Raw genomic sequence first — 24,883 nt, forward strand, 5'->3', positions numbered from 1 at the left:
TCCGAAACGAAAGCGGGAAGCGGATGTACTGCATCACCGCAAGGCGGATGATCTCAGGACAGGTGTTTATAGTATTTGAAAGAAGCAGGTCCGGTAATGGGCAATAGCTACGCAATACCCCTGCCCCACTCAAACAAAGTTCTTTTGACAAGACCATCAGAGCAATTCAATCTGACAAGACGTAATAAAGGCTTGCAATGCTATCTACCTATTGATAGGTAGGTAGCATTGCAAGCCCTGACGGAGGTACTCAGATGAAGATTTATGATGTCGAAGGGTTCCCGAACCCTGCCCGTGTTCGTATTGCGCTAGCTGAAAAAGGCGCGTCAGACAAAGTTGAATTCATCCCTGTAGATGTGATGGGCGGCGAACATCGCACACCTGAGTTCAAAGCCAAAAACCCCGATGCAGAGGTGCCTTGTCTGGAACTGGAAGATGGTTCACACATCGCTCAATGCAACGCGATCACTGAATATATCGACGCAACCTTCGATGGCCCATCATTGACCGGCGTGACTGCGCAAGAGCGCGCCCGAATCTCGATGATGAATCTGCGCGCGGAAAACGGTCTGTTGAATGCGGTCGGCACCTACTTCCACCATGCCACACCTGGCCTCGGCCCGGACCTGGAAACCTATCAATGCGCCGAATGGGGCAACAAACAGAAAGAGGTTGCCGGAAACACTATGGCCTATCTGGATGCGGTATTGGCCGAAAACGAATACTTGGCTGGAGACACATTCTCGGTGGCTGATATCACCGCCTTTGCAGGATTGGCGTTCGCCGATTTTGCCAAAGTTGAAATTCCTGAAACCCTGACCAACCTGCAAGCTTGGCGTGCTAAGATGGCGGCCCGTCCATCTATCGCCGGCTAAGCGAGAACTGCCATTTAAGTTGAAAGGACCCCTCCCATGGAACTCAACTCGGACTTCTCTTCGCGTGTCGTTGTTCACTCTGATCAGCTTGAGTGGCAGGCCTCGCCCATGAAGGGTGTGGACCGGCGCATGCTGGACCGAATTGGTGGCGAAGTCGCCCGCGCCACCACCATTGTGCGCTATGCACCAGGCAGCAAATTCTCGGCCCACACCCATACGGGTGGTGAAGAGTTCATAGTTTTGGACGGCGTCTTTCAGGATGAGCATGGCGATTTTCCCGAAGGCACTTATGTGCGCAATCCCCCAACGACCGAGCATACGCCCGGCTCAGAACCCGGCTGCACGATCTTCGTCAAACTCTGGCAGTTCGACATGGAGGACCGCAATCAGTTCCGCAAAACCATGGCCGACGAACTGGCCGCACCCGTGAACGGGGTCGCCACTGCGACCCTGCACAAGGATGACCGCGAGGTTGTCACTTACAGCCATGTTGATGCAGGCACCGAGATTACTTCGAATGCGCCGGGTGGTATTGAGCTGTTAATGATTGGCGGATCGCTGACCTCAGGCGGTGACGTTCTGAAAAAGAACGACTGGCTACGCCTGCCTGAGGGTGAAGCGCTGTCGGCTATGGCTGGCCCAGACGGGGCGAAGGTCTGGATGAAGACTGGCCACCTGCCCTTTGCACAGCCACCGGTGGTTTAATTCATGAGTAGCAAGAAACCTCTGGCGATTGTCGCCGGTGCGGGGGCTGGCCTTGGCCAGTCCCTTCTCGCGCGGTTTCAGGCAGGTGGCATGACGGCCATTGGTCTTGGACGGACGCAGCCGCAGGAAACGATCGCGCCGTTTCATCAGGTCGATCTGTCCGATCCGAGTGCGGTTGCACCAGTGATTTCTGAATTGATCGCTACGCATGGCCCGCCGAAGATCGTGGTACACAATACGGCTGAGCTGGTGATCGCGCCATTCCCCGAAACCGCATTGGAGGACTATCAGAGAACGTGGACATCAATGGTGCAATCTTTGGTCCTGCTGGGGCAATGTGTTCTGCAACCGATGGTGCGCGGCGGTAGTGGCGCGCTGATCGTTTCGGGGGCCACAGCGTCGCTGCGCGGCGGCCCACGGTTTTCCGCCTTTGCGTCGGCTAAGTTCGCCCTGCGCGGGCTGACACAATCGCTGGCACGTGAATATCAACCGGCTGGCGTACATATCTCGCACGTCGTTTTGGACGGGATCATCGATACACACCGCTCGCGGGATTTGCACTCGCTGGATCCGTCGAAGATGATGAAACCGGACGAGATTGCCGAGGCCTACTGGCAGTTAGCCCATCAACCGCAATCCACCTGGACCCATGAGCTGGACCTGCGCCCGGCATCTGAGGGGTTCTGAGCGATGCGGACGCAAACTCTGATCATTGGCGCAGGCCTTTCTGGCCTCTGCCTTGCGCGACAGCTACAGACACGAAACCATGACTACCTGCTGGTCGAAGCGCGGGGTCGTTCGGGCGGACGTATCTTGACGGAAAGGCTGGAGGGTGGGTACTTCGACATGGGTCCCGCCTGGTTCTGGCCCGGGCAGCCGCGTATTGCAGCGTTAATAAAGCGGCTCGGACTGGAGTGGTTCGAGCAATATTCAACAGGCGCTCTCAGCTTTGAAAACGAGATCGGCCAGGTCGAGCGCGATCGCGGGTTTGCCTCGATGCAAGGATCTTATCGCTTGAAAGGTGGTCTGGGCGCCCTCACTGATGCGCTTGCCGCTGAGATACCGCCGAAGCGGCTCATCTTATCCGCGCCTATCGTCGGGTTAGAGAAGTCTGCGTCTGGGATCACCGCGACCGCTCAAACTGGGCAGGTCATCCATGCTCAGGAAGTCGTACTGGCCCTCCCTCCTCGCGTGGCGAGCAAGATCGCGTTCTCACCTGCTTTACCAGATGAAGCTTTAGCGGCAATGACTGGGATCGCGACTTGGATGGCCGGCCAGGCCAAAGTCATCGCTGTCTATGATACCCCGTTCTGGCGCACGGCCGGGCTGTCCGGAGACGCGATGAGCCGCAGGGGGCCGATGGTGGAAATACACGACGCCTCCCCTGCCGAGGGCGGACCTTACGCGTTGTTCGGCTTTATCGGCTTACCCCCGCGCACCCGCAGTAACGAAGAACGGCTGCGGCAGTTGCTCAAAGAGCAACTGTCCAGGCTGTTCGGCGCCGAAGCTGCGGAGCCAAAGACACTCTTTGTTAAAGATTGGGCCTTTGACCCGTTCACCTCTATCGAAGCGGATCAACAGCCGTTATACGCTCATCCGCAATACGGGCTGCCCCATGCGATGACCCGTCTGTGGGATGGCCGACTAATCTTTGGCGGAACCGAAGTTGCACCACAGTTCAGGGGCTATATCGAAGGCGCCCTGGAGGCTGCGGAAAACGCGCTGGCCCTGATCATGACGGAAAAGGTTTGAGCACGTATGACGAGTGATACCAAGACTGCCCTTCTGGATGTTGCCGAACACGCCGCACGGGCGCGCGGATTTGACGGGTTCAGCTATGCCGATCTGGCCGAGGCAGTGGGCATTCGCAAGGCGTCGATCCATTACCATTTCCCGACCAAAGCGGCGCTGTCGGCGGCACTCATGGGTCGCTATCATGAGACCCTGCAGGCAGAGTGCAACCGCATCCGGGTAGAACACAAAACCGGGGCCGAGCAAATGCTGGCCCTGATCGACCTCTACCGGGATGCACTCAATGACGGGAAAACCTTGTGTCTCTGCGTGTCGCTCATCAGCAGCCGTGAAAGCCTTTCGGATGACGTGATCCAAAAGATCAGAAAATTCCGCGCCATGATGGTTACCCAAATCGAAGAGATCCTGAAGCTTGGCCAAGAGGACAAATCAATCACCGGTATCACCGATCCGATCTCGGAGTCCCGCGCGATACTGGCCCTTTTGGAAGGCGCGCATCTGACCGCGCGCGCAGAAGAGAATGTGAATACCTTCGATGAGGCTTTGGGCGTTTTAAAGTCCCGCTGTTGACCTTCGCCCCGACACATCGGATCGTTGCCGCAAGCAATTCATTTGATATTCGGAGCTTCCATTATGCCCAAAGTCATTCTGATCACCGGCACGTCAACCGGCCTTGGTGTTCAAATCGCCGTACAAGCGGCCCATGCGGGCCATACTGTCTACGCTACTATGCGAAACCTCGCCAAGCGCGGCATCTTGGATGCGGCCGCCTCTGACGCTGGCGTCAATTTCAACGTGCTCGAGCTGGACGTGCAAGACAGCGCCAGCGTAAACGCCGCAGTCGATCAGATCATCGCGAACGAGGGGCGGATCGATAAGCTGATCAACAATGCGGGTGCTGGATTTGTTCGCACAACCGAACAAGCCAGCGAAGAAGACGTCGCCTGGGTCATGGATGTGAATTTCATGGGAGTCGTGCGCTGCACAAAAGCGGTGATGCCACACATGCGCGCAGCACGCTCGGGCCACGTCATCACAATCTCATCCGTAGGCGGCCTTGTGGGTCAGCCGTTCAATGAGATCTACTGCGCCGCAAAGTTCGCCGTTGAGGGATACACTGAGGCTCTGGCCAGCTATGTCACGCCCAATTTCGGTATCCATTTCTCGACAGTCGAACCGGGCGGTATTCAATCCGAGTTTGCGACCAATGTGCTTAAACATGTCGAGGCCACGGGCGGGATGCTTGAGGATGAGTATCTACCTATTCTCCAGAAGTATATCGGCGGCGCTCAGGCGCGAATGGATGGCAGCGATATCTATCAAACTTCGGAACAAGTGGCATCAGTTGTCATGGGCGTGGTTGAAGCCTCTGACCCGCCGATCCGCGTTCGCACTTCAAACTGGGGTGAGGCGTTTACTCGCCTGAAAACCGAAGCAGACCCGGATGGAAAAAAGCAACAAGCAGCCGTGATTGAGCAGTTCCTACGCTAAAACCTTACTCGTGTAAGTCTGCTCGGAATGCGGCAGCCTTGCTGCAATTGCCACAGGTTTCCATGCTGCATCAACGGCGACGTCCGCTTTTTGCGATGTCGAGGAACACCAGCACGCGTCGATCATGCGTACAATCCCTGATCCTTTTCGGATCGGTTTCTGTCGGCAATGTCGTAAAGCTTTTCGCGACCAGCGCCATGAAAACCATTGCACGCGTCACGTCATTTCACTCTGTGATAGACCATTCAGCATCATCCAAATGTCGCCGTTTCTCGAATTGGTCTGGGGTATAAGCCAGACCAATTCGAGAAAAGGTGCCTGCAGGCAATCGCGGCGTCCGACAATCCAATGACAACACCCCGCGGTGGGAGCTTTGCCTGATCCAACGCAGGGCCTTCGATCCGGTCGCCCGACAGACTCACCGTCGAACCCAACAATTTCGCACAGAATCATGAAAAAGCACTCACTCGTTTAGCCTTGCTGGGCGACACAATGAACACCGTCGCCCGGATAGAAAGTGCTGCCAGAGACTTCGGAGTAGAAGTGGTGATCTCGGATGCTGTCAGGGAACAACTGTCCGATGAAGTTAACAAAATGCTATCCCAACTTCCCGCCTACAATGCCCGCGGAAAAACCGATCAAATGGCGCTTTGGACCATCGCTAAGTGATTTGCCATTGCAGAAGCTATCGAAATCTAAACACTTGGGCCGTTCGTGTGGACGGCTCAGACCTTCTATTGGCAAACAGTTCTCAACGCTGAATCGCGGCCCGACAGACCTTACTTTCGCCGCGGCCGCAACATCTGGTTCTTATAAACTCATGGTTTTCGGGCAACGCCGCCAATCGCAATAGCTTTCTAAAGGTGGAAACAAACCTGAATGCAGTCCATTCATTCACGAATGTACTGTTACTGGTGATGTGACACAGATAGCGTTTCCACTTGCAAAGCTGAATGAACTAGAGCTTCAAGGTTTTTGCGCGACAACATAACGACTCTGGAGCATGGAGGCTTGATCGGAAGTATACAGGATTTCAAAGCCTGCACGCTCAATTTTCCTATCAAGCATCGACATAGAAACGAAATTCACAAACGGGGCTTTCCCAAAAAACTGCATGATAGGGATCGCGACACGACTGATCATCGCATACTTGAACCCACCATTCTCAGGCGCACACACCGTTTTGGATATGAAAACCCCACCGGATTTTGTCAATTTGGCAATATGCTCTAGCGCTTGATCCAAATCAGGCAGGAGATGAAGCAGGTTATGCGCCAGAACCGCATCGTAACCACCTTCAACAGGATCGTGCTCGAGAACTTCGGCCACCTTGAAAGTGACATTCTCCAATCCTTCTTTAGCACGCTTCTCGTTGGCAATCTCGATCATGCCCGGAGCGAGATCCGAGGCGGTGATATGGTTGACATGCGGTGCAAGCAACAGTGCGGTTGAACCCGTCCCGCAACCGATTTCCAGTACACTGTCTTCTGCTTTTAGGTGCGACTTCGTACGTTCGAGTGTGTTCAGATACCCTTCCATGTTCCGGATTGGGTCCGCCGCATACTTTCGCGAGATTCTGCTCCAGAACGCGGCATCTTTGGACAAAGCAGCCATTTTATTACTCTCTTTCAAGTTTGTTGTCGCATCCCATACGTCCATACACACATTTACTAAATTGCCATAATTCGTAGAAGTGTTATGCATAAATGCATGAACTGGAATGCCATCAATTTCGACTGGAATCAGGTACGGACCTTTCTTGCGACGGCTGAAGAAGGCTCGTTTTCCGCAGCGGCGCGCGTTCTCGAGCAAACTCAACCTACTGTCGGTCGTCAGGTTGCGGCGCTGGAATTGGCGCTTGGGATCACCCTGTTTGAAAGAGTTGGTAAATCGCTTAGTCTAACGACCGCTGGCGCCGAGCTTTTGTTGCATGTCAGAGAAATGGCGGATGTCGCGCACAGGATCTCCCTTACTGCTACAAGCCAGTCGCAAACTGTCGAAGGGCAAGTCAGGATCACCGCGTCAGATGTGATGTCTGCCTATCAGCTGCCGCCTATACTGAAACAGATCCGACTTGCAGCACCGCGTCTTGAGATCGACGTCGTTGCTGCCAATGACTTACGAGACATACAGAGACGTGAGGCTGATATCGCCATCCGACATGTACGCCCGACGCAACCAGATCTGACCGCAAAGCTTGTCGCCGAGGCGACGGCACATTTTTACGCAGCACCTGCGTACCTTGATCAGTTGGGAAGGCCGAAAAATGAAAACGAGCTCGCGAAGTTGGATTTCGTGGGGTTTGGCGACATTGACACGATGATCGGCTTTCTAGATCCGGCGGGCATTAAGGTCACTCGAAAGAGTTTCCGGATTGGCTCGCAAAGCGGAATTGTATCCTGGGAGCTGGTGCGCCAAGGGTTTGGCATCAGTGTAATGTCGGATGACGTGGCTGCCTTGACACCGGGTGTGGAGCGTGTGCTACCCGACCGAGAGCCGTTTAAGTTCCCGATTTGGCTGGCGACGCACTCGGAATTACATACTGCGCGAAGGATCAGGTTGGTGTTTGATCAACTTGCAGATCAACTGAGCACAGGGGCCATTAGGTAGTCCGGGAGTTCACCCTATGTCACAGGTCCAACCAACGCTTCACTTGCTTTGTGGTAAAGTCGCCTCAGGAAAATCAAGTCTGGCGGCGAAACTTGCGAATAGCGGCGGGGCGGTGCTCATTTCAGAAGATGAATGGCTTAGCGTCCTATTCGGCGACCAGATGAACTCCCTGCAGGATTATGTAAATTGCGCTTTGAAATTGCGGCCGGTCATGGGGCGGCACATCGCATCGTTGCTGAAGGCCGGGGTTTCTGTCATTCTCGACTTTCCGGCGAACACAATTGAAAACAGAGCCTGGATGCGCAAGCTGCTGGAAGAAACTGCTGCGACGCACCAGCTTCACTTTTTGGACTTGCCGGATGAGGTTTGTCTGCGCCGGCTGCACAAGCGCAACAGTGAAGGTGCGCATGCCTTTGCAGCAACGGAAGATCAATATTGGCGTTTGGCGAGGTATTTCGAGGCACCATCACCCGAAGAAGGTTTTAATGTCATAACTCACAATCGGTAGCGCCAGCCATTCAGTATTTCGCGGAGTCACTCAGATATTTTGGCCACCCACTCTGTATCGGTGAATGGCCAAATGCACACAGGCAGCTTTCACTGAGTCTCAAGTCCGGAGTTTGCGCGACTCATGAGGTGCATGCCAACTTTCGTTAGCCGCCCTTTGCTCGCGGCCCACAAACACATCAGTCCAAGTACCATCTCTATCCCAAGAGCAGAAAGGATGCTGTCCGATGGTCGTCCATCAAGCATAATGCTGACCACGCGCCCCGCGGCAAAGGCGAAGAACACAGTGGCTCCAAGCCAAGCTGATGTCTGGGCCATCTTTTGGTGTAGCGCTCCCGACAGGATGATCAGGCCAAGTGCAGCCAGATTGGCAGCAGGTGCGCGCAATTCGCTCATCAAGTTCGGCTGCGGCGAAATATCAATGCCGTAGCTGGAGTAAAAGGCCAGTGGGGCCAGCGTGATGATCAGCCCCAGGGTGGCTGCAACAAGACCCGCCAACCCCAGGACAAGCCTGCGTTTTACGTCAAACGTCATGATTGTTTTCCTTTGTCGTCAGACCGACTCATGCAGCTTGTGTCCAAGCGCCAGACTTTGCGGCTTCATCAGCAAAATCAGAGAAATCGCGCGGAGCTCTCCCCAAGGCACGTTGAACACCGTCCGCAGTGTTCGCATTGCGACCATCAAGCGTTTCCCTCGCTATGTCAGTAATCACGTCAGCAATCATCTCTCCGCTCGCGTTGATGATTTCCGCATGGAAGTCTTCAAACGAAATCGGCACATATTGCACGGTTCTACCCATTGCGCGCGAAAGCTCGGCAGCCATTTCGGCAAATGTCATGAGACGCGGCCCTGTAACTTCATAAAGCTCGCCAGTGTGTCCTTCCTCGGTCAAGGCGGCGACGGCAACGTCGGCAATGTCGTCCACGTCGATAATCGGTTCACGCACGTCACCTGCGGGCATGGGCAACACACCGGCCATTACCGGCTCCAGCAATGCACCTTCAGAGTAGTTTTGCGCAAACCACGCCGCACGGACGATCGTAAAGGGCACGCCGGAGTTCCGAACAACCCCTTCGGCACGTTCGGCATGAAATTCTCCGCGACCTGTTAACAGCACAAGTCGCTGCAGTCCTTTTTCTCGAGCCAATGCCGAAAAGGCCGCAACTTGCTCGACCGCGCCCGGAAAGGCGATGTCAGGAAAATAGGAAATATAGGCGGCAGAAACACCGTCCAGGATTGCAGGCCATGTCTGCGGTTTTTCCCAATCAAATGGGGTTTTGCTATTCCGCGATCCACGCCGAACTGCATGGCCCCTGTCTTCAAGGCGCGTCACGATACGTGATCCGGTTTTACCTGTTGCGCCAAGTACGAGAATGGTTTGCTGTGTCATCGGTCATCTCCGTAAAATCAGTCAATGACCCCAAAATAGGTAAGCACGAAGGATGAAGAAGTCTGCATTGTCCTGACTTTTTATCCATTCATCCAAATACTGTGGACAATTGGGGAGATATCGAACAGTCTGGTGCAGTGAGCCAGATCAACCCCCATATTCCCGACCCCCATGCAATGGCGCAGCCAATCGGTGATCCGCTCGGGGAAATTCTTCATCTTCTGAAACTGACGGGTACATTCTATTGCCAGTCGCGCATGTCTGCGCCTTGGGGCGTTTCTATACCGGGTTTCCCCGAAATACTGAGCTTTGCGGTCATTACGCACGGGCGTTGCTTTATGAGGGTCGGAGAAGATGTGCCGTTTGAAGTCGAGAAAGGCGACTTGGTTCTGATGACAAATGGCGCGCCAGTTGGGTTCTCCAGCTCAAAAGACACCCCACTTTTGAAACTGGAAGAACTGCCCATACGCAAGGTGACGGAGCTCTACGAAACGCTAGAGCACGGCGGTGGTGGAGCCGAGAGCGGCATCATGTACGGGCTCGTCAGGATAGATCACGCGGCCAGCGGCATGTTGATGGCCTTGCTTCCCGACGTGCTCAAAATCGATCCGTGGGTAGAGGATGCAGGGAGCTGGCTACAAGCAACTTTGCAATTCATTGCAAGAGAGGCGCGTGAATTACGACCGGGCGGCGAAACAGTGATTACACGCTTGGCCGATGTGGTTGTCATCGAGGCTATTCGCCGATGGTTGAACAGTGCGCCCGACGCCAATCGAGGTTGGCTGAAAGCCGCCAGAGACCAACAGATTGGCCGCACCATTGTTTCCATTCATCGCGCACCTGCAGCAAACTGGACAGTCGAGTCTCTTGCACAGGTTGCAGGTATGTCCAGATCGGCATTTTCCGCACGGTTTACCGAACTCGTCGGTGTGCCGGCAATACAATACCTCGCAACTTGGCGAATGCATCTGGCGCGGGAACGATTAATTGCTACCGATCAACCAATCTCGCAAATCGTGGCTGAGATCGGGTACCTATCTGAACCTTCTTTTAACAAAGCATTCAAACGGGTTTTTAACATGCCTCCAGGGAAAGTCCGCAAGCTGCAACATCAGTCACAAGGCGCTGTTTAGTCGAAAATAGACACGTCTTGCGAAAAGCGTATTTGCTTTGAGTCTAAACAGGTCGGCTTCAGGCTCGTTGCAGACTTCGGTGCAGACGCAGCGCAAGCGCCTTCCCCGTTCTCCACGATACATCCAACGGCCTAAACCGGGCCTTGCGCGGAGCGATCAGTTTCCGCGAGTGCAGCCCACATAGCGGTCATCGATCCGGGATAGCACTGAGGAAACCGGTATCGTTTCGACTTGGTGAAAACCTTTCCAACACCCAATCATAGAGTTGATTATGCTGCCCGGAGACGTCATGGGCAGGCTTTTTGTCTCCCTATCAAAACACAAATGTCTCGCGGTGGCGTCTTGCTTCCTCAACGCCCAGCCCGTTGAGCGCCGCCTCCGTACTGGTCATCATAGCTTCAGGACCGCACATGTACACATCTCGCATTCCGAGATGCGCGACCGATTGAACGTCTTCGCTTTGCATGCGTCGCTCCTCAATCTTCAGCAGCTGGTCGGTGAAAGTCGCGTTCAGATCATCGCGTGCGGATTTCGCAGCCAATGCGTTTTCGCCTGCGCTTTGAAACGCGACAATACGTAGTGTCACCTGGTCCGAAACAGAGCTGTTTTTTTTCGCAAAGTGCTGCAGAACTGCAATGTCATCGTCCCGACCGGAATACAGAAACACGATATCGATGGGCTGGTCCTGCGGGTAAGTCTCTACCACTTGTTTGACTCCGTCCCACATCACCATGAACGGGGTGATGCCAACGCCACCCGCGATCCAAAGCATCTTTGCTGGGAACTTTGGGGGGCTGCCCTCAGCCACTTCGGAAAAACAGGAAAAGCCCGCTCCGGTGCCTTTGAATTTAACTGGAAGATTGTACGTGATCAGCTTCTCCGCGTTGTCGTGCAGGAGGTTGGACATCAGACCGCCTGGTTTGCGTTTGACCGTAACACTGATCCGATTGGTCGTGCGAAACGCGTTGTTCTCTTCGTCAAACTTTGGCGCTCCGGAAAGCGTCCATGTGCGGACGTAGTCCTCGTTCACAAGCTGAGGGTTTGTCTCGTTTACGTGGCTGTATCCGGCGTCCACCAGGTCGGAGAAGTCAAAGACGCCAAAGCCACCGGGCAATGGGGCATTGATTGCCTCAGACAACTCGAATTCGAAGGTACTGATTGTGCTGGACAGGGGTTTTGTAGCGATAAGCTTGGCGGTCAACGGGATAGCGGCGTCGTGCGCCTTGATTGCATGCCCCATCTTCTCCAACTCTGCGCGCAAATATTTGACCGGCGGATTGTAGGGGGAGAGTTGCTCTTTTGATGCCTGCTTGAGGTTTAGGCCTCCACGCACAAAAACCGCGCCCGTTACCTTGATACGTGTCAGCAGGCTCACGCGCGGCATCAGCGCATCTGCGTCATCCCCAAGCAGATTTTCAGCATCCCCCGTAATGTAGAGGATCTCACCGGTTTCAAAGTCTGGAAAGACCAGCCCAACCTTCGGGTCCGTTTCGATATTGCCCAGCGACTGGTAGAAGCGATTGCCAGAATGATCGGGCAGAACCAAATAGGTCGTAACCCGCGCCCCGTCGTTCTCCTCGTAGAGCCGGGTAAAGCCGGGCGCGCCGCCGCGATGATTGACGCCCATATCGGTCTGAGCGCCTGCAGTGGTGGCATCGCTTGTATGTTTTGTCGCCAAGAACAAGGTGCTGGCGCGCGCCACGACGGATTTGGCCTCATTCGACAGCACAGATGAGTGCACATCGAAGCCGTCATGGATAATTTCAGGGTTGCGTCGCGTGTGCCCTAAGGAACGGACTGTAATGTACTTTGGACAGTTCCCCAAGTGCTGATCGGACAACAGTTGTAACCTGATCTTCTCCTCGCCCTCGACATCTGCGGTACGTATGGAGCCCGCAATTTTGTTTCGTCGGCGGTTACCGAAATCGATCCCAACCCCGGCAAAGAGCCGCGCTTCAAGGCCCGATGCGGGATCCTGGCTCACAGCACGCACAAAGGGATCATGCGGATTGGTTTCCGCGACCACATGCGTGGTGTTCTGGCCCGCAACCTGAATGCCAACAGAAGGGTCGCTGTCTGATTGTGTAACCAGAAGGCTGACCCACGGACGCCCATTACGATCAAGCGTTGCGAGCGGCAAATAGGACAGACCCGCAAAGAAATCCGCATGCTGTTTCGGCATGTCGCTTTCGATGTAGTGCGGAATCGCATCGCTCACCTCTTTGGGAGTGTGACGCCGCTCTTGCAGCATCAACTCACCTCTGTGCGATTTATGTATCTGTGCCATCGCTTGATCCTTTCACCAGAGCCACGCTAGAGCCCGAGATCGCTCAGACCGGGGTGGTCATCCGGACGGCGCCCCGGCGGCCAGCGGAACTTTCTGTCCGCCTCTTGGATGGGGTGTTCATTGATGCTGGCAAACCGGCGTTCCATGTAGCCATCCTTGTCGAACTCCCAATTTTCATTGCCATAGGCCCGGAACCAGTTTCCGCCGTCATCGTGGTACTCATAGGCGTAGCGGACCGCGATGCGATTGCCGTCATGTGCCCAAAGCTCTTTGATCAGACGGTAGTCCAGTTCCTTGGCCCATTTCCGGGTCAAGAACTCCTCAATCTGATCGCGCCCTTGGGGAAACTCGATCCGGTTGCGCCACTTGCTGTCCGGCGTGTAGGCCAGCGCGACCTTGGCCGGATCCCGGCCGTTCCAGCCGTCCTCAGCCAGGCGCACCTTTTGAATGGCGGTTTCTTTTGAGAACGGTGGCAAAGGATGCCGTTGGGCTTCGGTCGTCATGGGTTTGCCCTTTCACTCTGCAACAAGACCAACAGCCGTCGCCGGCATCGCTTCAAAACCGGGCAAGGTCTCAAACCGAGCGAGCCAGGCGCGGACATTCGGGTATGGCTCGAGAGAGACATTCCCCTCCGGCGCGTGTGCCGTATAGGAGTAGTTAGCCACATCAGCGATCGTGGGTTGCTCGCCGACGAGCCAGTCGCGGCCCGTGAGCCCATGCTCCAGTTTCTGCATCGCTTTTTCGGCAGTCGCGGCTGCAAAGTTCGGGTCCAGCGGCGCGCCAAAGACGGTGATCAACCGCGCAGCGCAAGAACCAAACGCAATCTCTCCAGCCGCTAAAGTGAGCCAACGCTGCACGTTTGCTTCTCCGGCCGCATCACTCGGTATCCAATCAGGCGCATATGTCCGCGCAAGATAGACAAGAATCGCGTTCGAGTCGGACACAACAACCTCGCCATCCTCAAGGACGGGCACTTGCCCATTTGGGTTCATGGCAAGAAATTCAGGCGACTTATGCGCGCCAGCTGCCAGATCGACGGGAACAACCTCATGTGCAATCCCGGCAAGTTTCGCAAAGACCAAAGCGCGGTGTGCATGGCCAGATTTGGCGAAATGGTGAATACGAACAGCGTTGGACATGGGTTTCTCCGGTTGGTTGCAGGTGTTGAACAAGCAATACACATTGCTCTTCTTGATGATAATCTCCTATATTTGACGAACTTTAAGCCCTCAGAAGGCGCAATGAGATGGACAAGATAGACCGCATGCGGGCCTTTGCGCTGGTTGCAAAGAACACGTCGTTCACCGTCGCTGCGCAGCGCATGGGGCGGTCTGCGCGTTTGGTCAGTAAGTACGTCGCTGATCTGGAAAACGCGCTTGGTGTACAGCTGCTCAATCGCACGACCCGCAGCGTGTCGTTGACAGATGCGGGTGCAACATACCTGATGTTGTGCGAGCCGCTTCTCGACGGATTCGACGAACTCGAAGACAGGGTCAGAAATGAGCAGGCGTCCCTTCGCGGTGTGATCCATATCTCGGCGCCAACGGGGTTTGGCGCATTGCGGTTGGTACCTTCGCTCGCCAAATTCGCTGAGAAACACCCCCATGTAGAGCTCGATCTGAAGTTTTCTGATCGCAGAGCGTCGATTGTTGAAGAAGGCCTCGACCTTGCTGTCAGGATTGGCCCAATGCGGGACAGCTCGCTCAAGGTTCGGCAATTGGGCCGCATGCCCTTGGTTGTCTGTGCCTCACCCACCTATTTGGAACGCGCAGGGCGCCCGGACCATCCCCGGGCACTGGCCAAACATGAGTGCATTCTCGATGGCAATATGACAGAGCCTACAGTGTGGAGGTTCGACTTCGGCGGCCAAGAAGAGGCTGTCCAAGTGACTGGACGCTTCCGAATGAATGCTCCCGCTGCGTCGGCTCGCCTTGCTGAACAAGGCGCCGCCATCGCACGGTGCCCGGCATATACAGTCGCAGATGCCTTACGGTCCGGCGATCTGGTCGAGCTGTTTCCGGAGAACCGGGTGTCGCCATATGTCGTCGCTGCATTATTTCCACAGAACAGGCGCATTACAACTCGGGTGCGCGCGCTTCTGGATCACCTAGCAGGCGACACGACTTTATGTCCTGATGGAAAGCGCTGACGGCCCGTTGCAGACATTCGACGTGTATCCGAAGTTCTGCGCTAAGAGCGCTCAGCAGAAATTCGAGTGGGCACGAGTTCTAAACCCGTTTGGCATTCATGCAGACAGATGGAGGTTATTTGAATAATTCTATCATTCCGTCGGATCCAAGTAGGGAGCTGCCGCTGGCCGGTTTTTTCAGAGCATGCATGTGATCAAATTGCATCATACAAAAGACCAGTCAGAAATTCGTTAATATATCGTTAATCGGAACATCAAAAAGCCATCTTTTTTTTGCTGCTAACAAATACGCGGAGGTTTTCGCGCAAAAAAGTTGCGGTGGTTTCCAGACCACTCTTAAGGGGTGAACAAGATGTTACGAGTAAGCGGTTTGAACCGCAAAGCGCGCCGTCGTACAGCGGCACTTTCCAAAGCGCAGACGAGCAAATACCATCAAGGAAAATCCGCTGCATATCGCGCTTTCGCTGCTCCAGTTGCTGCCGGTGCGATAGGTTTGGGTGCATCGATTGGAGTGGCAACTCCTTCGATCGCGCAAACGGTTGTTCCCCCATCAAACGGTCCGTGCAGTGTTGCGGGTGACCTCGCCACCTGTACGGGAGATGTTTCAACGGGTGTTCAGGCAAACGGGCCGGCAATCGAAACGCTCAATATCAATAACGTGACTGCTCCGGGAATTGCACCAGGCGGTGGAACAGACGGAGTGGCTTTCAGCACACCAACAGGTAACGTAACCCTTAACATCCAGACGAATGGAACCGACGGCATTGTCACGACGGGGAACGGCGCGGATGGGATTGTTGTGGATGCGGACGGCGACGGGGATGTTTCGATCACATCGACGGGCGAAATTGCAACCGACGGACGTCGATCCTTTGGCATTCGATCCGATCTTGAGGGTGACGGTGCCATTTCGGTTAACTCGACCGGCAATATCACGACATCCGGACCCAGCAGAAGCGCCGGTATCGGCGCTACTCAACAAGGTGGTGATGGCGATGTGTCAGTGGTTTCAGCGGGTCGTATAAGCACATCGGGCAGCCGTTCAGACGGAATCTACGCCAATCAGGACGGTGGAGACGGCACGGTATCGGTCAACTCAGCGGGCGATATCAGCACAATTCGAAATCGATCAACAGGCATCACCGCTCTTCAGAGTGGCGGCGAAGGGGATGTCTCGGTGGTGTCGAATGGCAATATCTCGACGGCTGGAAACAACTCTGGCGGTATACTTGGACAGCAAAGCGATGACGATGGCGATGTCGCGATCCAATCAACCGGAAACATCACAACAGAAGGAAACAACGCGAACGCCGTCTTGGCGCGTCAAAATGGCGGCGATGGGGATATCACAGTTGAATCCGAGGGCAACCTCTCGACTTCTGGAAATAACGCCCGCGGGATCTTTGCACGGCAAGACGACGGTGATGGCAACATCACGATCCGCTCGACCGGAAATATCACGACAGAAGGAAACAACGCCGATGGTATCTTTGTCCGCCAACGGGGCGGAAACGGAGATATCAGCGTCACTTCGTCGGGCAATATTTCGTCCGCAAGGGACGGCATCCGCGCGCTTCTGACCAATGATGGCGACATTACAATTTCGAACCGGGGCGATGTCAGCGGCGCAGCAGCGGGCGACGGTATCAACGCCACGGTGAATGGCGCAGGTGATGTCGTCGTCGACAGCATCGGGGATATTACTGGCAGAGAATACGGGATTTACGGCGTAGCAAATGGAACAGGCAACGTAACGGTCAATTCCAACGGCAACATTTCTGCTGAAGAAGAACATGCGATCTTTGCTGACGCGGAGGACGGGAATGTGACCGTCAATGTGACGGGCGACGTCCAATCCCTCGATAGCGATGCAATTGATGTGGAAACCGGCAGCCCCGGAGGCGTGATTGACGTCACTGTGGTGGGCAATATCACTGGCGATGCGATCGGCATTGACGCTGATGCCGAGGATTCCGGTGATATCAACATTCAGGTCACAGGTGATATCCGCGCCGGTTCGGATGACGGCGTCGAAGCCGAAGTTGATGGTGACGGCGACATCTCGATCACGATGAACGGTGATATCGAAGCAAGCGAACACGGGATCCGCAGCTTTGTTGCTGGCGACGGAAACATCTCGGTTGAAGCGTCGGGTGAAATTGCGGCGGACAATATTGATGGCATTAACGCTGAAATAGACGGAAACGGCGACGTTACTATTTCGGCATCCGGTACCATCGATGCCGAAGTTGACGGAATCTTCGCCCATGTAACCGAGAACGGCAACATAAGCATTACAAACGCTGCATCCATAATCGCCAGAAACGACGAGGGAATTGACGCCGAAATCTTCGGAGATGGCGATGTCTTCATTAGAAACTCGGGGCGGATAACCTCTCGCGAAGACGATGCGATCGAAGTGGATGTCGAGGGAAGCGGCGATGTCAGCATTGTGAACTCTGCCCAGCTCACCGCCGATTCCGACGCGATCGATATCGAACTAAACGGTGACGGCGATGCCCGTGTGACCAATAGCGGGGCGTTGCGTTCGCTGGACAATAACGGGATCGAAGTGGACGTGGACGGAGCCGGTTCAATCACCATTGTGAACACCGGAAATATTGATGCGTTCGAATACGGTATCGAGATCGAAGATCGCGACAACAACGCCGCTGCAATAATCACAAACTCCGCCCGCATCACCGGTCGAGAAGGCTTTTCCATCGTATATGGCGGCGACGGGAACGACACGTTGAATCTCGAGCCCGGCTCGATTCTGAACGGATCGGTCGATTTCGGCAATGGCAACGATGGCATGGGGGGCACGAACCCGAATGACATTGACACGTTGAACTTTGCGCGCGGGATGAATTCGGTTGTAAATTTTGCTGATGCATCGGGTGACGATAATGACCTCGCGTCCGCCCCCGAAGTCGTCAATTTTGAAGGGGCCGGCGTTGTGGCCAACAATGGCCTCACTGCGGTTTCGGTGGATACGACGGGATTCGCGGCCCAAGGTACCTTTATCAGCGATCTCACCGACGCGGTGTTCAATACGATTGACACCGCCAGCCCCTATGCGTCCGGCTCGTCCGGTGGCCAGGTTAGCAGAAACCTGGGTCCTTTCGGGTATGTTGAACAGGATAACGGCCCATATGTCTGGGGTTCAGCCTTCGGAGGAGATCGCGATGTTGAAGAAGACGGTTCAAATCTTGGATTCAGCCATCGTATGTACGGTTTCGTAGTTGGTGCCGAGACGAATGAATTCATCGATAACAGCGATTTTGGTGTTCTTGTCGGATATGACGACAGCCATGTCTCGCTGGATCAAGACGCAGGAGATACCGATATCACGTCATATTTTGGGGGCGTCTACCTCGAAAGGGACTACGGACGATACAGCCTCAACGCAGCGCTTCTTGCTGGCGTAACCGACAATGAAGCGACCCGAAACGTTGATGGCGGCGAAGCGAAAGGCGATTTTGACGGCACGTTCGTTTCGCCGTCGCTCTCGATCTCGGCACCCATCAACGCCTTGCCAATTCCTGCCTTCTTCAGTGCACGCGCAAGCTATGTCTTTCTGAAACTTGATGAATATTCCGAAACAGGAACCGCGTATCCGCTGACTGTCGAAGATCGGAACGTTTCGCTGTTCAACACGCGGGCTCAATTGAACTTGCCCCGCCTCTACGAGGCCGCAAATGGATCGAGTACCTACCTGAACTGGGCCGTTGGAGTAGATGCAACTTTTGATGCAGGATCCGACGATGTGGACGCAATCGTAGCAGCGACACCCTTTTCTTTCGTAGCTTCAACAGAAGATGCAGCTGCAGGGTTTCTTGGCTTTACGCTTGAACATACCTCTGCAGATGGAAACCGATCGATAGGCTTCAGCGGCGAGTTTCAATCAACCTTTGGTGGTGGATCCAGTGTTGTCGGAGAACTCACGGCTTCCATAAGGTTCTAAACCAACGAATTGCCGTATTGTTTGGTCAAATGTTGGTTCTTAACAGCCTCTTCAAACTGACTGCCTTAACATGGGAGCGTCTGTTTAGTTTCGTCACGCACGTCCAAGCCATCTACGCCTACGAAATCACAGGGGCTTTTTTGTATTTTCGAATCTAGCCGTAGGCGTCGACCGCGAAGGTCGGATTTCGCCTCCGCTACCGGATAGGTTTGCAACTGCAGAGAATGTCAGCTTCCCGCCCTTCGGGACCAAAGTGCTGTCAGACGAATTCGAACCAGTCTCAGTTTGCCACGGAAACCGCGAACCTACCCGGAACAAAGTTGACGCCACTCGCTAAGAGCAGCGGCGCGGGTCAGCTTGACGGTGTCTCGGCTGGCTAGCGATCTTTCCTGTTTGAAGTGGTTGTATACGGAGGAATGGACGGCGGCGAATTTCTGCAGACTTCGCATGCGCACGAAACGTTGCATGGCGCGTTCACGCCGTCGGAAAGGAAGGTGTGAATTCTCGACTCGGTTGTTAAGCCACCTGCCCGTCTGTTGTTTTTCGGTAGCGCCAAGCTCTCCAAGAGCGGCCCGGTACGATGCGAAGCGATCCGTGACGACGGTTTCCGCTTTACCGTATCGCTACATCAATTTCTTGGGGAATTTTAGTGCTGCTGCTTTGTTTCGACGTTTGGTAACGATTGCTTCGAGCACTTCGCCCTCATGATCGACGGCCCGCTAGAGATAGTGTCTCTTGCCATTCACCTTCACGAAAACCTCGTCCACGTGCCCTTCCATTTGGAGTATGCTCTGAATAGCTGAACACGCTTTCTTCGGATCTCAGCAGCAAACATTGGGCCAAACCTGTTCCACCAGTACCGGACAGTTTCGTGGCTCACGTCGATGCCTCGCGCGTGCAACAAATCTTCGACATTCCGAAGCGCAACGCCGGGTGGACAAAGAGGCACCGCGGGACTGATCGGTAGATTGAGGTTGTTCAACGACTTCAACACCGGAACCCATGTTCTCCCATGGACGTCAGCAATCCCGATCTTCATGCTTTCAACGTGGAAGCTGCCATAGGTTACGTTCTGAAGGAAGCAGGACCCGAGGTCGCAGCCCAATATCAATATAGTGTGCAAAGATTGCAGCCCGGTGAACGCCGGATTTTTTACAATGCAGTTTTGGGACAGAGGAGGTCCTACTCAGCGCGGTACACGACAGGCCCTCCTAAGTTCAAAAAGTCGTAGCAGAATTTCTCATTGCGAAGCGAAATGATGTAACGCCTCAAATGGCAGAAATCGCCGCTTTGCTGAGAGTAGACACAAATCATTTGAGAGAACGCGGGACAAACCGCCCGGGGTTGCTACTTTGGCGGTGTGAGTAACATTCAATTTAAGATTTCCCCAGTTTGGCCGACTCTCAACGTTCCGCCTTTAGCAACCTCAACATAGACACCCATGTCCGTATGACCCATCAACACCCGAATTTGATAGGGTATCTTCATGTCCCGCTCGGCCGTTTCCGGGTTCACTTCAGTGGCTGCACACCTTTTCGTACGTGAAAGTATCTTTAACTCAACATCGCCAAATCTGAAAACTGATCCAGCTTCATCCAACTCAGAAAACGGAGGTAAACCGTCCATCTCGATATTCGCCCGGAAGCGCGCTGGGTGGATTTCTGCGTTCAGTTTTTCACCCAACTTTTCCACAGACGCCAAATTTAAAACGGATATCGCGTTCATCATTTTGGGTGATACGACAGACACATCTGTAAACCGATGAGGAGCCGACGAAACGAATATTGGCGGTTCGGGATCTTTTAAGCCGATCTCTGAAGAAAGGAAATTTGACGCATTTTTCCGATCTTCTGCAGCTTGCATGTTAAAGCTGTGTGTTTTGCCGCTCGCTTTGATCACAAGATCTTGGGTCTCAATATCAAAATTCGTCTTAACACCTGCCAGAGCAGCCTCATTTAATAGAACAACAAAGCGATCTTTCGGCAGAGGCTGAGGGTTCTGTGCGTTAAATCCGGAGTTGTAGCGCGCGAACCCGAAAAGGCGATCACCTGGAATCCCCTCCCCTGCTCGCAGCGTCACGGTTTGCATAGGCTCGGCACTCAATCCTTTAATTGGATAGCGGTTCAATCTGACGATAGAGAGTGTGTTCATACGTCTGCACCTGACCAAACGAGTTATACACGTTCCCGAGTGGTCCGCGCTATTCGACGCTACCTCCAATTCTCAAAGGTATCGACCAAATAATCTGTGAGTGCTTCAGCAGAGGGTTCGCTAAACGCGTTGGCCGCATGATGGCCGCGATTGTAGGCTGTGCCAATTTTAGTCGATAGAGCCATTTAATACCTCGCTGACGAGAATAGATGCGTATCAAGAAAAATAAACAAATTCTCATATAATCAACGACTAAGAAGCAAATTGAACGTTCCTCTCCGCCTTTTTGAGGTACGAACCTCAAATATTTCTGGACTTGAGGTGCGTACCTCAAATAGCCTTATAGACATGCCGCGATTCGCACATCCTCGAATGACGGCGCAAAAAAGGGAGGAATGGATGACTTACTCAAAACTGGCCTCGGCCAGCGCAATAGTCCTTGCCGCTACTACTCTTTCTACAAGGGCATATGCCGAAGATCTGACACTGTGTTGGGCAGCATGGGACCCGGCCAACGCTCTAGTTGAGCTTTCAAAAGAATTCGAAGCTGAGTCCGGCCATACTATGAACTTCGAGTTTGTGCCGTGGCCAAATTTTGCGGACCGGATGCTGAATGAGCTGAACTCTGGGGGTAAGCTCTGTGACCTGTTGATCGGAGATAGTCAGTGGATCGGCGGGGGCGCTGAAAACGGCCATTATGTAAAACTGAATGATTTCTTCGATGCCGAGAGCATCAGCATGGACGATTTCGCGCCGGCAACGGTTTACGCCTATTCGACATGGCCTAAAGGTACTCCGAACTACTACGCATTGCCCGCAATGGGGGATGCAAACGGCTGGTTCTATCGCAAGGACTGGTTCGAGAATCCGGACATCCAAGCTGCGTACAAGGAAGCAACAGGGCAAGATTTGCGTGAACCTCAGTCTCAGAAAGAATTGCTGCAAATCGCGCAGTTTTTCCAGGGTCGTGAGATCGATGGAAAGACGGTCTATGGTGCGGCGATCTTTACAGAGCGTGGGTCCGAAGGGATCACCATGGGTGTGACCGGAGCGCTCTATCCGTGGGGCTTCAAATATGAAAACACACCAGGATCCTACGATATGGAGGGTGCCGTAAACTCGCCCGAAGCAGTCGAAGCGCTAGAGTTTTACAAAGAATTCTACAAAACAGCGACACCCCCAGGATACACAAACTCCTACATGGGAGAGAGCTTGGACGCCTTTAAGTCCGGTCAGGTCGCCATGGCTATGAACTGGTTCGCGTTCTTCCCAGGTCTCTATGCCGATCCCAATACCGGTGGTGACAAGATCGACTTCTTCGTGAACCCACCACAAAATCAGGCAGGCTCGACACTGGGCGGACAAGGTATCTCTGTTGTCAGCTACTCTGACAAACAGGACGCCGCGCTTGAGTACATTAAGTGGTTCGCGCAGCCAGAAGTTCAGGCCAAATGGTGGGAACTAGGCGGCTACTCAGCACATAATTCGGTGCTGGAAGATCCTGGTTTCGTAGACAGCCAACCGTTCGCCGGTGACTTCTTGGAAGCAATGGCCGGGGTGCAGGATTTCTGGCAAGAGCCTGCCTACGCGGAACTGCTGCTGGCAATGCAGAAGCGCATCCACGACTACGTGGTTGCCGACCAAGGCACAGCTCAAGAAGCGCTTGATCTTCTGATCGAAGATTGGACGGAAGTCTTCGAAGACGAAGGCAAGCTTTAGTCCGGACACAGGCAGGAGCGGGTGCAAACCCGCTCTACCTTCACCCGTGAGTCCTAAACCAACAAGAACTGGCAAAGAGATGTCTGACAGGACCCTAGATCGCGTTGCGCAGGCAACGCCCGAGCGAGTTGCGCGAAAAATTCGGGGGTTATCCGACCGCGCGATCGCCTGGATATTCATCTCCCCAACGATATTTCTACTGCTGGCGATCAATATCTTCCCTTTGATCTGGACCATCCAACTGAGCTTTACCAACTACAAGGCCAACCGGATCGGGCGCGAGGTCAAAGATGTCGGGTTCAGGAATTACGAGCGCATCCTGACAGACTCGGACACATGGCTGAACATGCAGGCCACCGCACATTTCCTGTTCTGGACGATTTTTTTTCAAGTCCTGATCGGATTTACTCTGGCGTGGTTGATCAACAAGAAATTCAAGGGCAATGATCTTTGGACCACGATCATCGTGCTGCCGATGATGCTGTCCCCGGCCGTTGTCGGAAACTTCTGGAAGTTTCTCTATCAGCCTCAGATCGGCCTGTTTAACTACATCGTATCGTGGTTTACCGGCAAAGACCCGTCGAGCTTTGAGATGCTCGGGTCCGTAACGCTGGCGCCCTGGTCCATCGTGATTGTCGACACCTGGATGTGGACCCCCTTCGTGATGCTCATCTGTCTGGCCGGGCTGCGCAGTATTCCCGATTACATCTACGAGGCAGCTGAGATCGACAGGGCCAGCAAGCTGCGCCAGTTCTTTACGATTACCATCCCGATGGTCCTGCCATTCCTCATGTTGGCGGTGCTGTTTAGAGGGATCGAGAACTTCAAGATGTTCGATCTGGTGGTGCAACTGACGGGCGGCGGGCCAGGGTCTGTTACGGAGCTGACCTCCATCAATTTGAAGCGCGAAGCCTTTGAGAAATGGCGCACGGGTTATGCCTCGGCCTATGCGATCATCCTTTTCGTCACCGTGTTCGGCCTTGCGTCGATCTACGTCAAAGCCCTGAACAAGGTGAAACAGAGATGAGCAGTTTTTCCGTCACCGAACCTTCGAACCGTTCAAAGTGGATCGCCGGGTTTCTGGTTATCACCTATGCGCTGATCACGATGATCCCGCTGGTTTGGATTTTGCTAACTGGCTTCAAGTCTCCAGCCGACGCGATCAGCTATCCGCCCAAGGTTGTCTTTGACCCAACGCTTGAAGGCTATGTCAATCTCTTCACCACTCGCACACGGCAGACGCAGGAGTTCCTGGAAGCAAACCCGCCACAGAACTGGGCCGATGAGATCGTCCGCCAATACGACATGGTGATTGTCGGGCCATCCAAGTTTGGCGAGCGTTTTATGAATTCGGTGATCATCGGGTTTGGATCGACGTTCCTAAGCATCTTCCTTGGCACCTTGGCTGCTTATGCATTCAGCCGTTTCAAGGTGCCGCTCAAGGACGACCTTCTGTTCTTCATCCTCAGTACGAGAATGATGCCCCCGGTTGCCGTTGCGATCCCAATCTTCCTGATGTTCAGAAACCTCGGTCTAAGCGACACGCATTTGGGGATGATCCTTCTGTATACGGGTGTGAACATCTCGTTGGCTGTTTGGCTGCTGAAAGGGTTCATCGACGAAATCCCGCGAGAGTACGAGGAAGCGGCACTAATAGACGGCTACACCCGGTTTCAGGCGTTTTACAAAGTTGTACTGCCGCAGGCTGCGACGGGTATCGCTTCGACAGCGATCTTCTGCCTTATTTTTGCATGGAACGAGTATGCGTTTGCCGTGTTGCTGACATCCGCGAATGCGCAGACCGCGCCGCCCTTTATTCCCACCATCATCGGGATCGGTGGGCTGGATTGGCCTGCAGTTGCGGCTGGTGCCACGATATTCCTGATTCCGGTCATGATTTTCACCATCCTGATGCGCAAACACCTGCTGCGCGGGATCACATTCGGAGCGGTGCGCAAATGAGCGAGTTTCTATCAGGATTAATGCGTTTTCGCCGAGGCCCTTGGGAGATGGTCGCGACCATCCTCATCGCGGTCGGCGTATTTATGCTGATGCAACCGTTCGTCCTTTGGGCGTTCACTTATTCCTTCATCGTTACGCTGATCGGAACTGTCATGTTCATCATCGTCAGCCATTTTCCGGAGTAG

General features: G+C 54.1%; 23 protein-coding genes and 2 pseudogenes. 16 read left to right on the plus strand and 9 right to left on the minus strand.

All coding sequences use genetic code 11. From position 1 onward, the window contains the following. Nucleotides 1-104, minus strand: a pseudogene (locus ACR0DE_RS16290) (IS6 family transposase); the annotation flags it as partial. A gap of 150 nt (nt 105-254) precedes the next feature. Here ACR0DE_RS16290 and ACR0DE_RS16295 point away from each other — a divergent pair. From ACR0DE_RS16295 to ACR0DE_RS16325, 7 genes are all read left to right on the plus strand, one after another. After that, entirely contained in the window at nt 255-875 is a 621-nt protein-coding gene (locus ACR0DE_RS16295) for a glutathione S-transferase family protein (RefSeq protein ID WP_480754295.1), read from the plus strand. A 36-nt stretch (nt 876-911) separates the two neighbouring features. Beyond that, nucleotides 912-1,580: a cupin domain-containing protein gene (locus ACR0DE_RS16300; protein ID WP_480754297.1), complete on the plus strand. Its 669-nt coding sequence runs from the start codon at nt 912-914 to the stop codon at nt 1,578-1,580. Between the two features lie 3 nt (nt 1,581-1,583). Then, the gene (locus ACR0DE_RS16305) at nt 1,584-2,267 is read left to right on the plus strand and encodes an SDR family NAD(P)-dependent oxidoreductase (RefSeq protein WP_480754299.1); all 684 of its coding nucleotides are present in this window, start codon (nt 1,584-1,586) and stop codon (nt 2,265-2,267) included. A gap of 3 nt (nt 2,268-2,270) precedes the next feature. Further along, nucleotides 2,271-3,332, plus strand: a complete 1,062-nt coding sequence (locus ACR0DE_RS16310; RefSeq protein WP_480754301.1) for a flavin monoamine oxidase family protein — start codon at nt 2,271-2,273, stop codon at nt 3,330-3,332. A gap of 6 nt (nt 3,333-3,338) precedes the next feature. Further along, complete coding sequence (locus tag ACR0DE_RS16315; protein WP_480754303.1) at nt 3,339-3,902, plus strand: TetR/AcrR family transcriptional regulator; 564 nt, start codon at nt 3,339-3,341, stop codon at nt 3,900-3,902. Nucleotides 3,903-3,965: 63 nt separating this feature from the next. Further along, the gene (locus ACR0DE_RS16320) at nt 3,966-4,823 is read left to right on the plus strand and encodes an SDR family oxidoreductase (RefSeq protein ID WP_170819486.1); all 858 of its coding nucleotides are present in this window, start codon (nt 3,966-3,968) and stop codon (nt 4,821-4,823) included. A 492-nt stretch (nt 4,824-5,315) separates the two neighbouring features. Further along, nucleotides 5,316-5,492: a hypothetical protein gene (locus ACR0DE_RS16325; protein ID WP_480754305.1), complete on the plus strand. Its 177-nt coding sequence runs from the start codon at nt 5,316-5,318 to the stop codon at nt 5,490-5,492. 297 nt (nt 5,493-5,789) lie between these two features. Here ACR0DE_RS16325 and ACR0DE_RS16330 read toward each other — a convergent pair whose 3' ends face one another. Continuing rightward, nucleotides 5,790-6,482 (minus strand): class I SAM-dependent methyltransferase, encoded by a 693-nt coding sequence (locus ACR0DE_RS16330; RefSeq protein ID WP_480504124.1) that lies wholly within the window; start codon nt 6,480-6,482, stop codon nt 5,790-5,792. A gap of 51 nt (nt 6,483-6,533) precedes the next feature. Between ACR0DE_RS16330 and ACR0DE_RS16335 the strand changes: the two genes are divergently transcribed. Next, nucleotides 6,534-7,433 carry a LysR family transcriptional regulator gene (locus ACR0DE_RS16335; RefSeq protein WP_480754307.1) on the plus strand — a complete coding sequence of 300 codons (900 nt, stop codon included), beginning with the start codon at nt 6,534-6,536 and terminating at the stop codon, nt 7,431-7,433. 16 nt (nt 7,434-7,449) lie between these two features. Next, a complete protein-coding gene (locus ACR0DE_RS16340) occupies nt 7,450-7,941 on the plus strand; it encodes a P-loop nucleotide/nucleoside kinase family protein (protein ID WP_170399709.1) in 492 nt (163 codons plus the stop codon). Nucleotides 7,942-8,030: 89 nt separating this feature from the next. On the opposite strand, the gene ACR0DE_RS16345 is transcribed toward ACR0DE_RS16340, so the two are convergent. Further along, on the minus strand, nt 8,031-8,474 hold the full coding sequence (locus tag ACR0DE_RS16345) for a DUF4345 domain-containing protein (protein ID WP_223117794.1): 444 nt from the start codon (nt 8,472-8,474) through the stop codon (nt 8,031-8,033). 28 nt (nt 8,475-8,502) lie between these two features. Beyond that, nucleotides 8,503-9,330, minus strand: coding sequence for an NmrA family NAD(P)-binding protein (locus tag ACR0DE_RS16350; RefSeq protein WP_170402603.1), 828 nt, complete (start codon nt 9,328-9,330; stop codon nt 8,503-8,505). Between the two features lie 137 nt (nt 9,331-9,467). Between ACR0DE_RS16350 and ACR0DE_RS16355 the strand changes: the two genes are divergently transcribed. After that, nucleotides 9,468-10,463 carry an AraC family transcriptional regulator gene (locus ACR0DE_RS16355; RefSeq protein WP_480754310.1) on the plus strand — a complete coding sequence of 332 codons (996 nt, stop codon included), beginning with the start codon at nt 9,468-9,470 and terminating at the stop codon, nt 10,461-10,463. A 313-nt stretch (nt 10,464-10,776) separates the two neighbouring features. Here ACR0DE_RS16355 and ACR0DE_RS16360 read toward each other — a convergent pair whose 3' ends face one another. The 3 genes from ACR0DE_RS16360 to ACR0DE_RS16370 are packed head-to-tail and all read right to left on the minus strand — an operon-like array spanning nt 10,777 to nt 13,889. After that, on the minus strand, nt 10,777-12,750 hold the full coding sequence (locus ACR0DE_RS16360; RefSeq protein ID WP_480754312.1) for a pyridoxamine 5'-phosphate oxidase family protein: 1,974 nt from the start codon (nt 12,748-12,750) through the stop codon (nt 10,777-10,779). Between the two features lie 26 nt (nt 12,751-12,776). Further along, a complete protein-coding gene (locus ACR0DE_RS16365; protein ID WP_170567713.1) occupies nt 12,777-13,253 on the minus strand; it encodes a nuclear transport factor 2 family protein in 477 nt (158 codons plus the stop codon). A 12-nt stretch (nt 13,254-13,265) separates the two neighbouring features. Next, a complete protein-coding gene (locus ACR0DE_RS16370; RefSeq protein ID WP_480754314.1) occupies nt 13,266-13,889 on the minus strand; it encodes a glutathione S-transferase family protein in 624 nt (207 codons plus the stop codon). A gap of 107 nt (nt 13,890-13,996) precedes the next feature. Here ACR0DE_RS16370 and ACR0DE_RS16375 point away from each other — a divergent pair, with 107 nt between their 5' ends. Both ACR0DE_RS16375 and ACR0DE_RS16380 read left to right on the plus strand, forming a co-directional pair. Beyond that, nucleotides 13,997-14,899, plus strand: a complete 903-nt coding sequence (locus tag ACR0DE_RS16375; protein ID WP_170598774.1) for a LysR family transcriptional regulator — start codon at nt 13,997-13,999, stop codon at nt 14,897-14,899. Nucleotides 14,900-15,251: 352 nt separating this feature from the next. After that, entirely contained in the window at nt 15,252-18,866 is a 3,615-nt protein-coding gene (locus tag ACR0DE_RS16380) for an autotransporter domain-containing protein (RefSeq protein ID WP_480754318.1), read from the plus strand. Between the two features lie 305 nt (nt 18,867-19,171). Here ACR0DE_RS16380 and ACR0DE_RS16385 read toward each other — a convergent pair. Both ACR0DE_RS16385 and ACR0DE_RS16390 read right to left on the minus strand, forming a co-directional pair. Next, nucleotides 19,172-19,794 (minus strand): annotated as a pseudogene (locus tag ACR0DE_RS16385) (IS6 family transposase); the annotation flags it as partial. 443 nt (nt 19,795-20,237) lie between these two features. Further along, on the minus strand, nt 20,238-21,017 hold the full coding sequence (locus ACR0DE_RS16390; RefSeq protein WP_170399685.1) for an MOSC domain-containing protein: 780 nt from the start codon (nt 21,015-21,017) through the stop codon (nt 20,238-20,240). 399 nt (nt 21,018-21,416) lie between these two features. On the opposite strand from ACR0DE_RS16390, the gene ACR0DE_RS16395 reads away from it, so the two are divergent. The 4 genes from ACR0DE_RS16395 (at nt 21,417) to ACR0DE_RS16410 (ending at nt 24,883) form a co-directional block, all read left to right on the plus strand. Further along, nucleotides 21,417-22,736 carry an extracellular solute-binding protein gene (locus ACR0DE_RS16395; RefSeq protein ID WP_170424759.1) on the plus strand — a complete coding sequence of 440 codons (1,320 nt, stop codon included), beginning with the start codon at nt 21,417-21,419 and terminating at the stop codon, nt 22,734-22,736. Between the two features lie 79 nt (nt 22,737-22,815). Then, the gene (locus tag ACR0DE_RS16400; RefSeq protein WP_480754320.1) at nt 22,816-23,763 is read left to right on the plus strand and encodes a carbohydrate ABC transporter permease; all 948 of its coding nucleotides are present in this window, start codon (nt 22,816-22,818) and stop codon (nt 23,761-23,763) included. Further along, on the plus strand, nt 23,760-24,698 hold the full coding sequence (locus ACR0DE_RS16405) for a carbohydrate ABC transporter permease (RefSeq protein ID WP_010442361.1): 939 nt from the start codon (nt 23,760-23,762) through the stop codon (nt 24,696-24,698). Before ACR0DE_RS16400 ends, ACR0DE_RS16405 begins: the two co-directional genes overlap by 4 nt. Then, complete coding sequence (locus ACR0DE_RS16410; RefSeq protein WP_170399676.1) at nt 24,695-24,883, plus strand: hypothetical protein; 189 nt, start codon at nt 24,695-24,697, stop codon at nt 24,881-24,883. The genes ACR0DE_RS16405 and ACR0DE_RS16410 overlap by 4 nt, the downstream gene beginning before the upstream one ends.

It is taken from the genome of Ruegeria sp. C10, from assembly GCF_056537805.1.

What these genes read in the sequence shown, in the direction of transcription:
- ACR0DE_RS16345 (WP_223117794.1), bottom strand. Translation starts at nt 8,474, where the DNA reads ATGACGTTTGACGTAAAACGCAGGCTTGTCCTGGGGTTGGCGGGTCTT.
- ACR0DE_RS16300 (WP_480754297.1), top strand. Translation starts at nt 912, where the DNA reads ATGGAACTCAACTCGGACTTCTCTTCGCGTGTCGTTGTTCACTCTGAT.
- ACR0DE_RS16335 (WP_480754307.1), top strand. Translation starts at nt 6,534, where the DNA reads ATGAACTGGAATGCCATCAATTTCGACTGGAATCAGGTACGGACCTTT.
- ACR0DE_RS16370 (WP_480754314.1), bottom strand. Translation starts at nt 13,889, where the DNA reads ATGTCCAACGCTGTTCGTATTCACCATTTCGCCAAATCTGGCCATGCA.
- ACR0DE_RS16350 (WP_170402603.1), bottom strand. Translation starts at nt 9,330, where the DNA reads ATGACACAGCAAACCATTCTCGTACTTGGCGCAACAGGTAAAACCGGA.
- ACR0DE_RS16380 (WP_480754318.1), top strand. Translation starts at nt 15,252, where the DNA reads ATGTTACGAGTAAGCGGTTTGAACCGCAAAGCGCGCCGTCGTACAGCG.
- ACR0DE_RS16320 (WP_170819486.1), top strand. Translation starts at nt 3,966, where the DNA reads ATGCCCAAAGTCATTCTGATCACCGGCACGTCAACCGGCCTTGGTGTT.
- ACR0DE_RS16310 (WP_480754301.1), top strand. Translation starts at nt 2,271, where the DNA reads ATGCGGACGCAAACTCTGATCATTGGCGCAGGCCTTTCTGGCCTCTGC.
- ACR0DE_RS16305 (WP_480754299.1), top strand. Translation starts at nt 1,584, where the DNA reads ATGAGTAGCAAGAAACCTCTGGCGATTGTCGCCGGTGCGGGGGCTGGC.
- ACR0DE_RS16395 (WP_170424759.1), top strand. Translation starts at nt 21,417, where the DNA reads ATGACTTACTCAAAACTGGCCTCGGCCAGCGCAATAGTCCTTGCCGCT.
- ACR0DE_RS16375 (WP_170598774.1), top strand. Translation starts at nt 13,997, where the DNA reads ATGGACAAGATAGACCGCATGCGGGCCTTTGCGCTGGTTGCAAAGAAC.
- ACR0DE_RS16365 (WP_170567713.1), bottom strand. Translation starts at nt 13,253, where the DNA reads ATGACGACCGAAGCCCAACGGCATCCTTTGCCACCGTTCTCAAAAGAA.
- ACR0DE_RS16400 (WP_480754320.1), top strand. Translation starts at nt 22,816, where the DNA reads ATGTCTGACAGGACCCTAGATCGCGTTGCGCAGGCAACGCCCGAGCGA.
- ACR0DE_RS16405 (WP_010442361.1), top strand. Translation starts at nt 23,760, where the DNA reads ATGAGCAGTTTTTCCGTCACCGAACCTTCGAACCGTTCAAAGTGGATC.
- ACR0DE_RS16330 (WP_480504124.1), bottom strand. Translation starts at nt 6,482, where the DNA reads ATGGACGTATGGGATGCGACAACAAACTTGAAAGAGAGTAATAAAATG.
- ACR0DE_RS16325 (WP_480754305.1), top strand. Translation starts at nt 5,316, where the DNA reads ATGAACACCGTCGCCCGGATAGAAAGTGCTGCCAGAGACTTCGGAGTA.
- ACR0DE_RS16390 (WP_170399685.1), bottom strand. Translation starts at nt 21,017, where the DNA reads ATGAACACACTCTCTATCGTCAGATTGAACCGCTATCCAATTAAAGGA.
- ACR0DE_RS16410 (WP_170399676.1), top strand. Translation starts at nt 24,695, where the DNA reads ATGAGCGAGTTTCTATCAGGATTAATGCGTTTTCGCCGAGGCCCTTGG.
- ACR0DE_RS16340 (WP_170399709.1), top strand. Translation starts at nt 7,450, where the DNA reads ATGTCACAGGTCCAACCAACGCTTCACTTGCTTTGTGGTAAAGTCGCC.
- ACR0DE_RS16295 (WP_480754295.1), top strand. Translation starts at nt 255, where the DNA reads ATGAAGATTTATGATGTCGAAGGGTTCCCGAACCCTGCCCGTGTTCGT.
- ACR0DE_RS16360 (WP_480754312.1), bottom strand. Translation starts at nt 12,750, where the DNA reads ATGGCACAGATACATAAATCGCACAGAGGTGAGTTGATGCTGCAAGAG.
- ACR0DE_RS16315 (WP_480754303.1), top strand. Translation starts at nt 3,339, where the DNA reads ATGACGAGTGATACCAAGACTGCCCTTCTGGATGTTGCCGAACACGCC.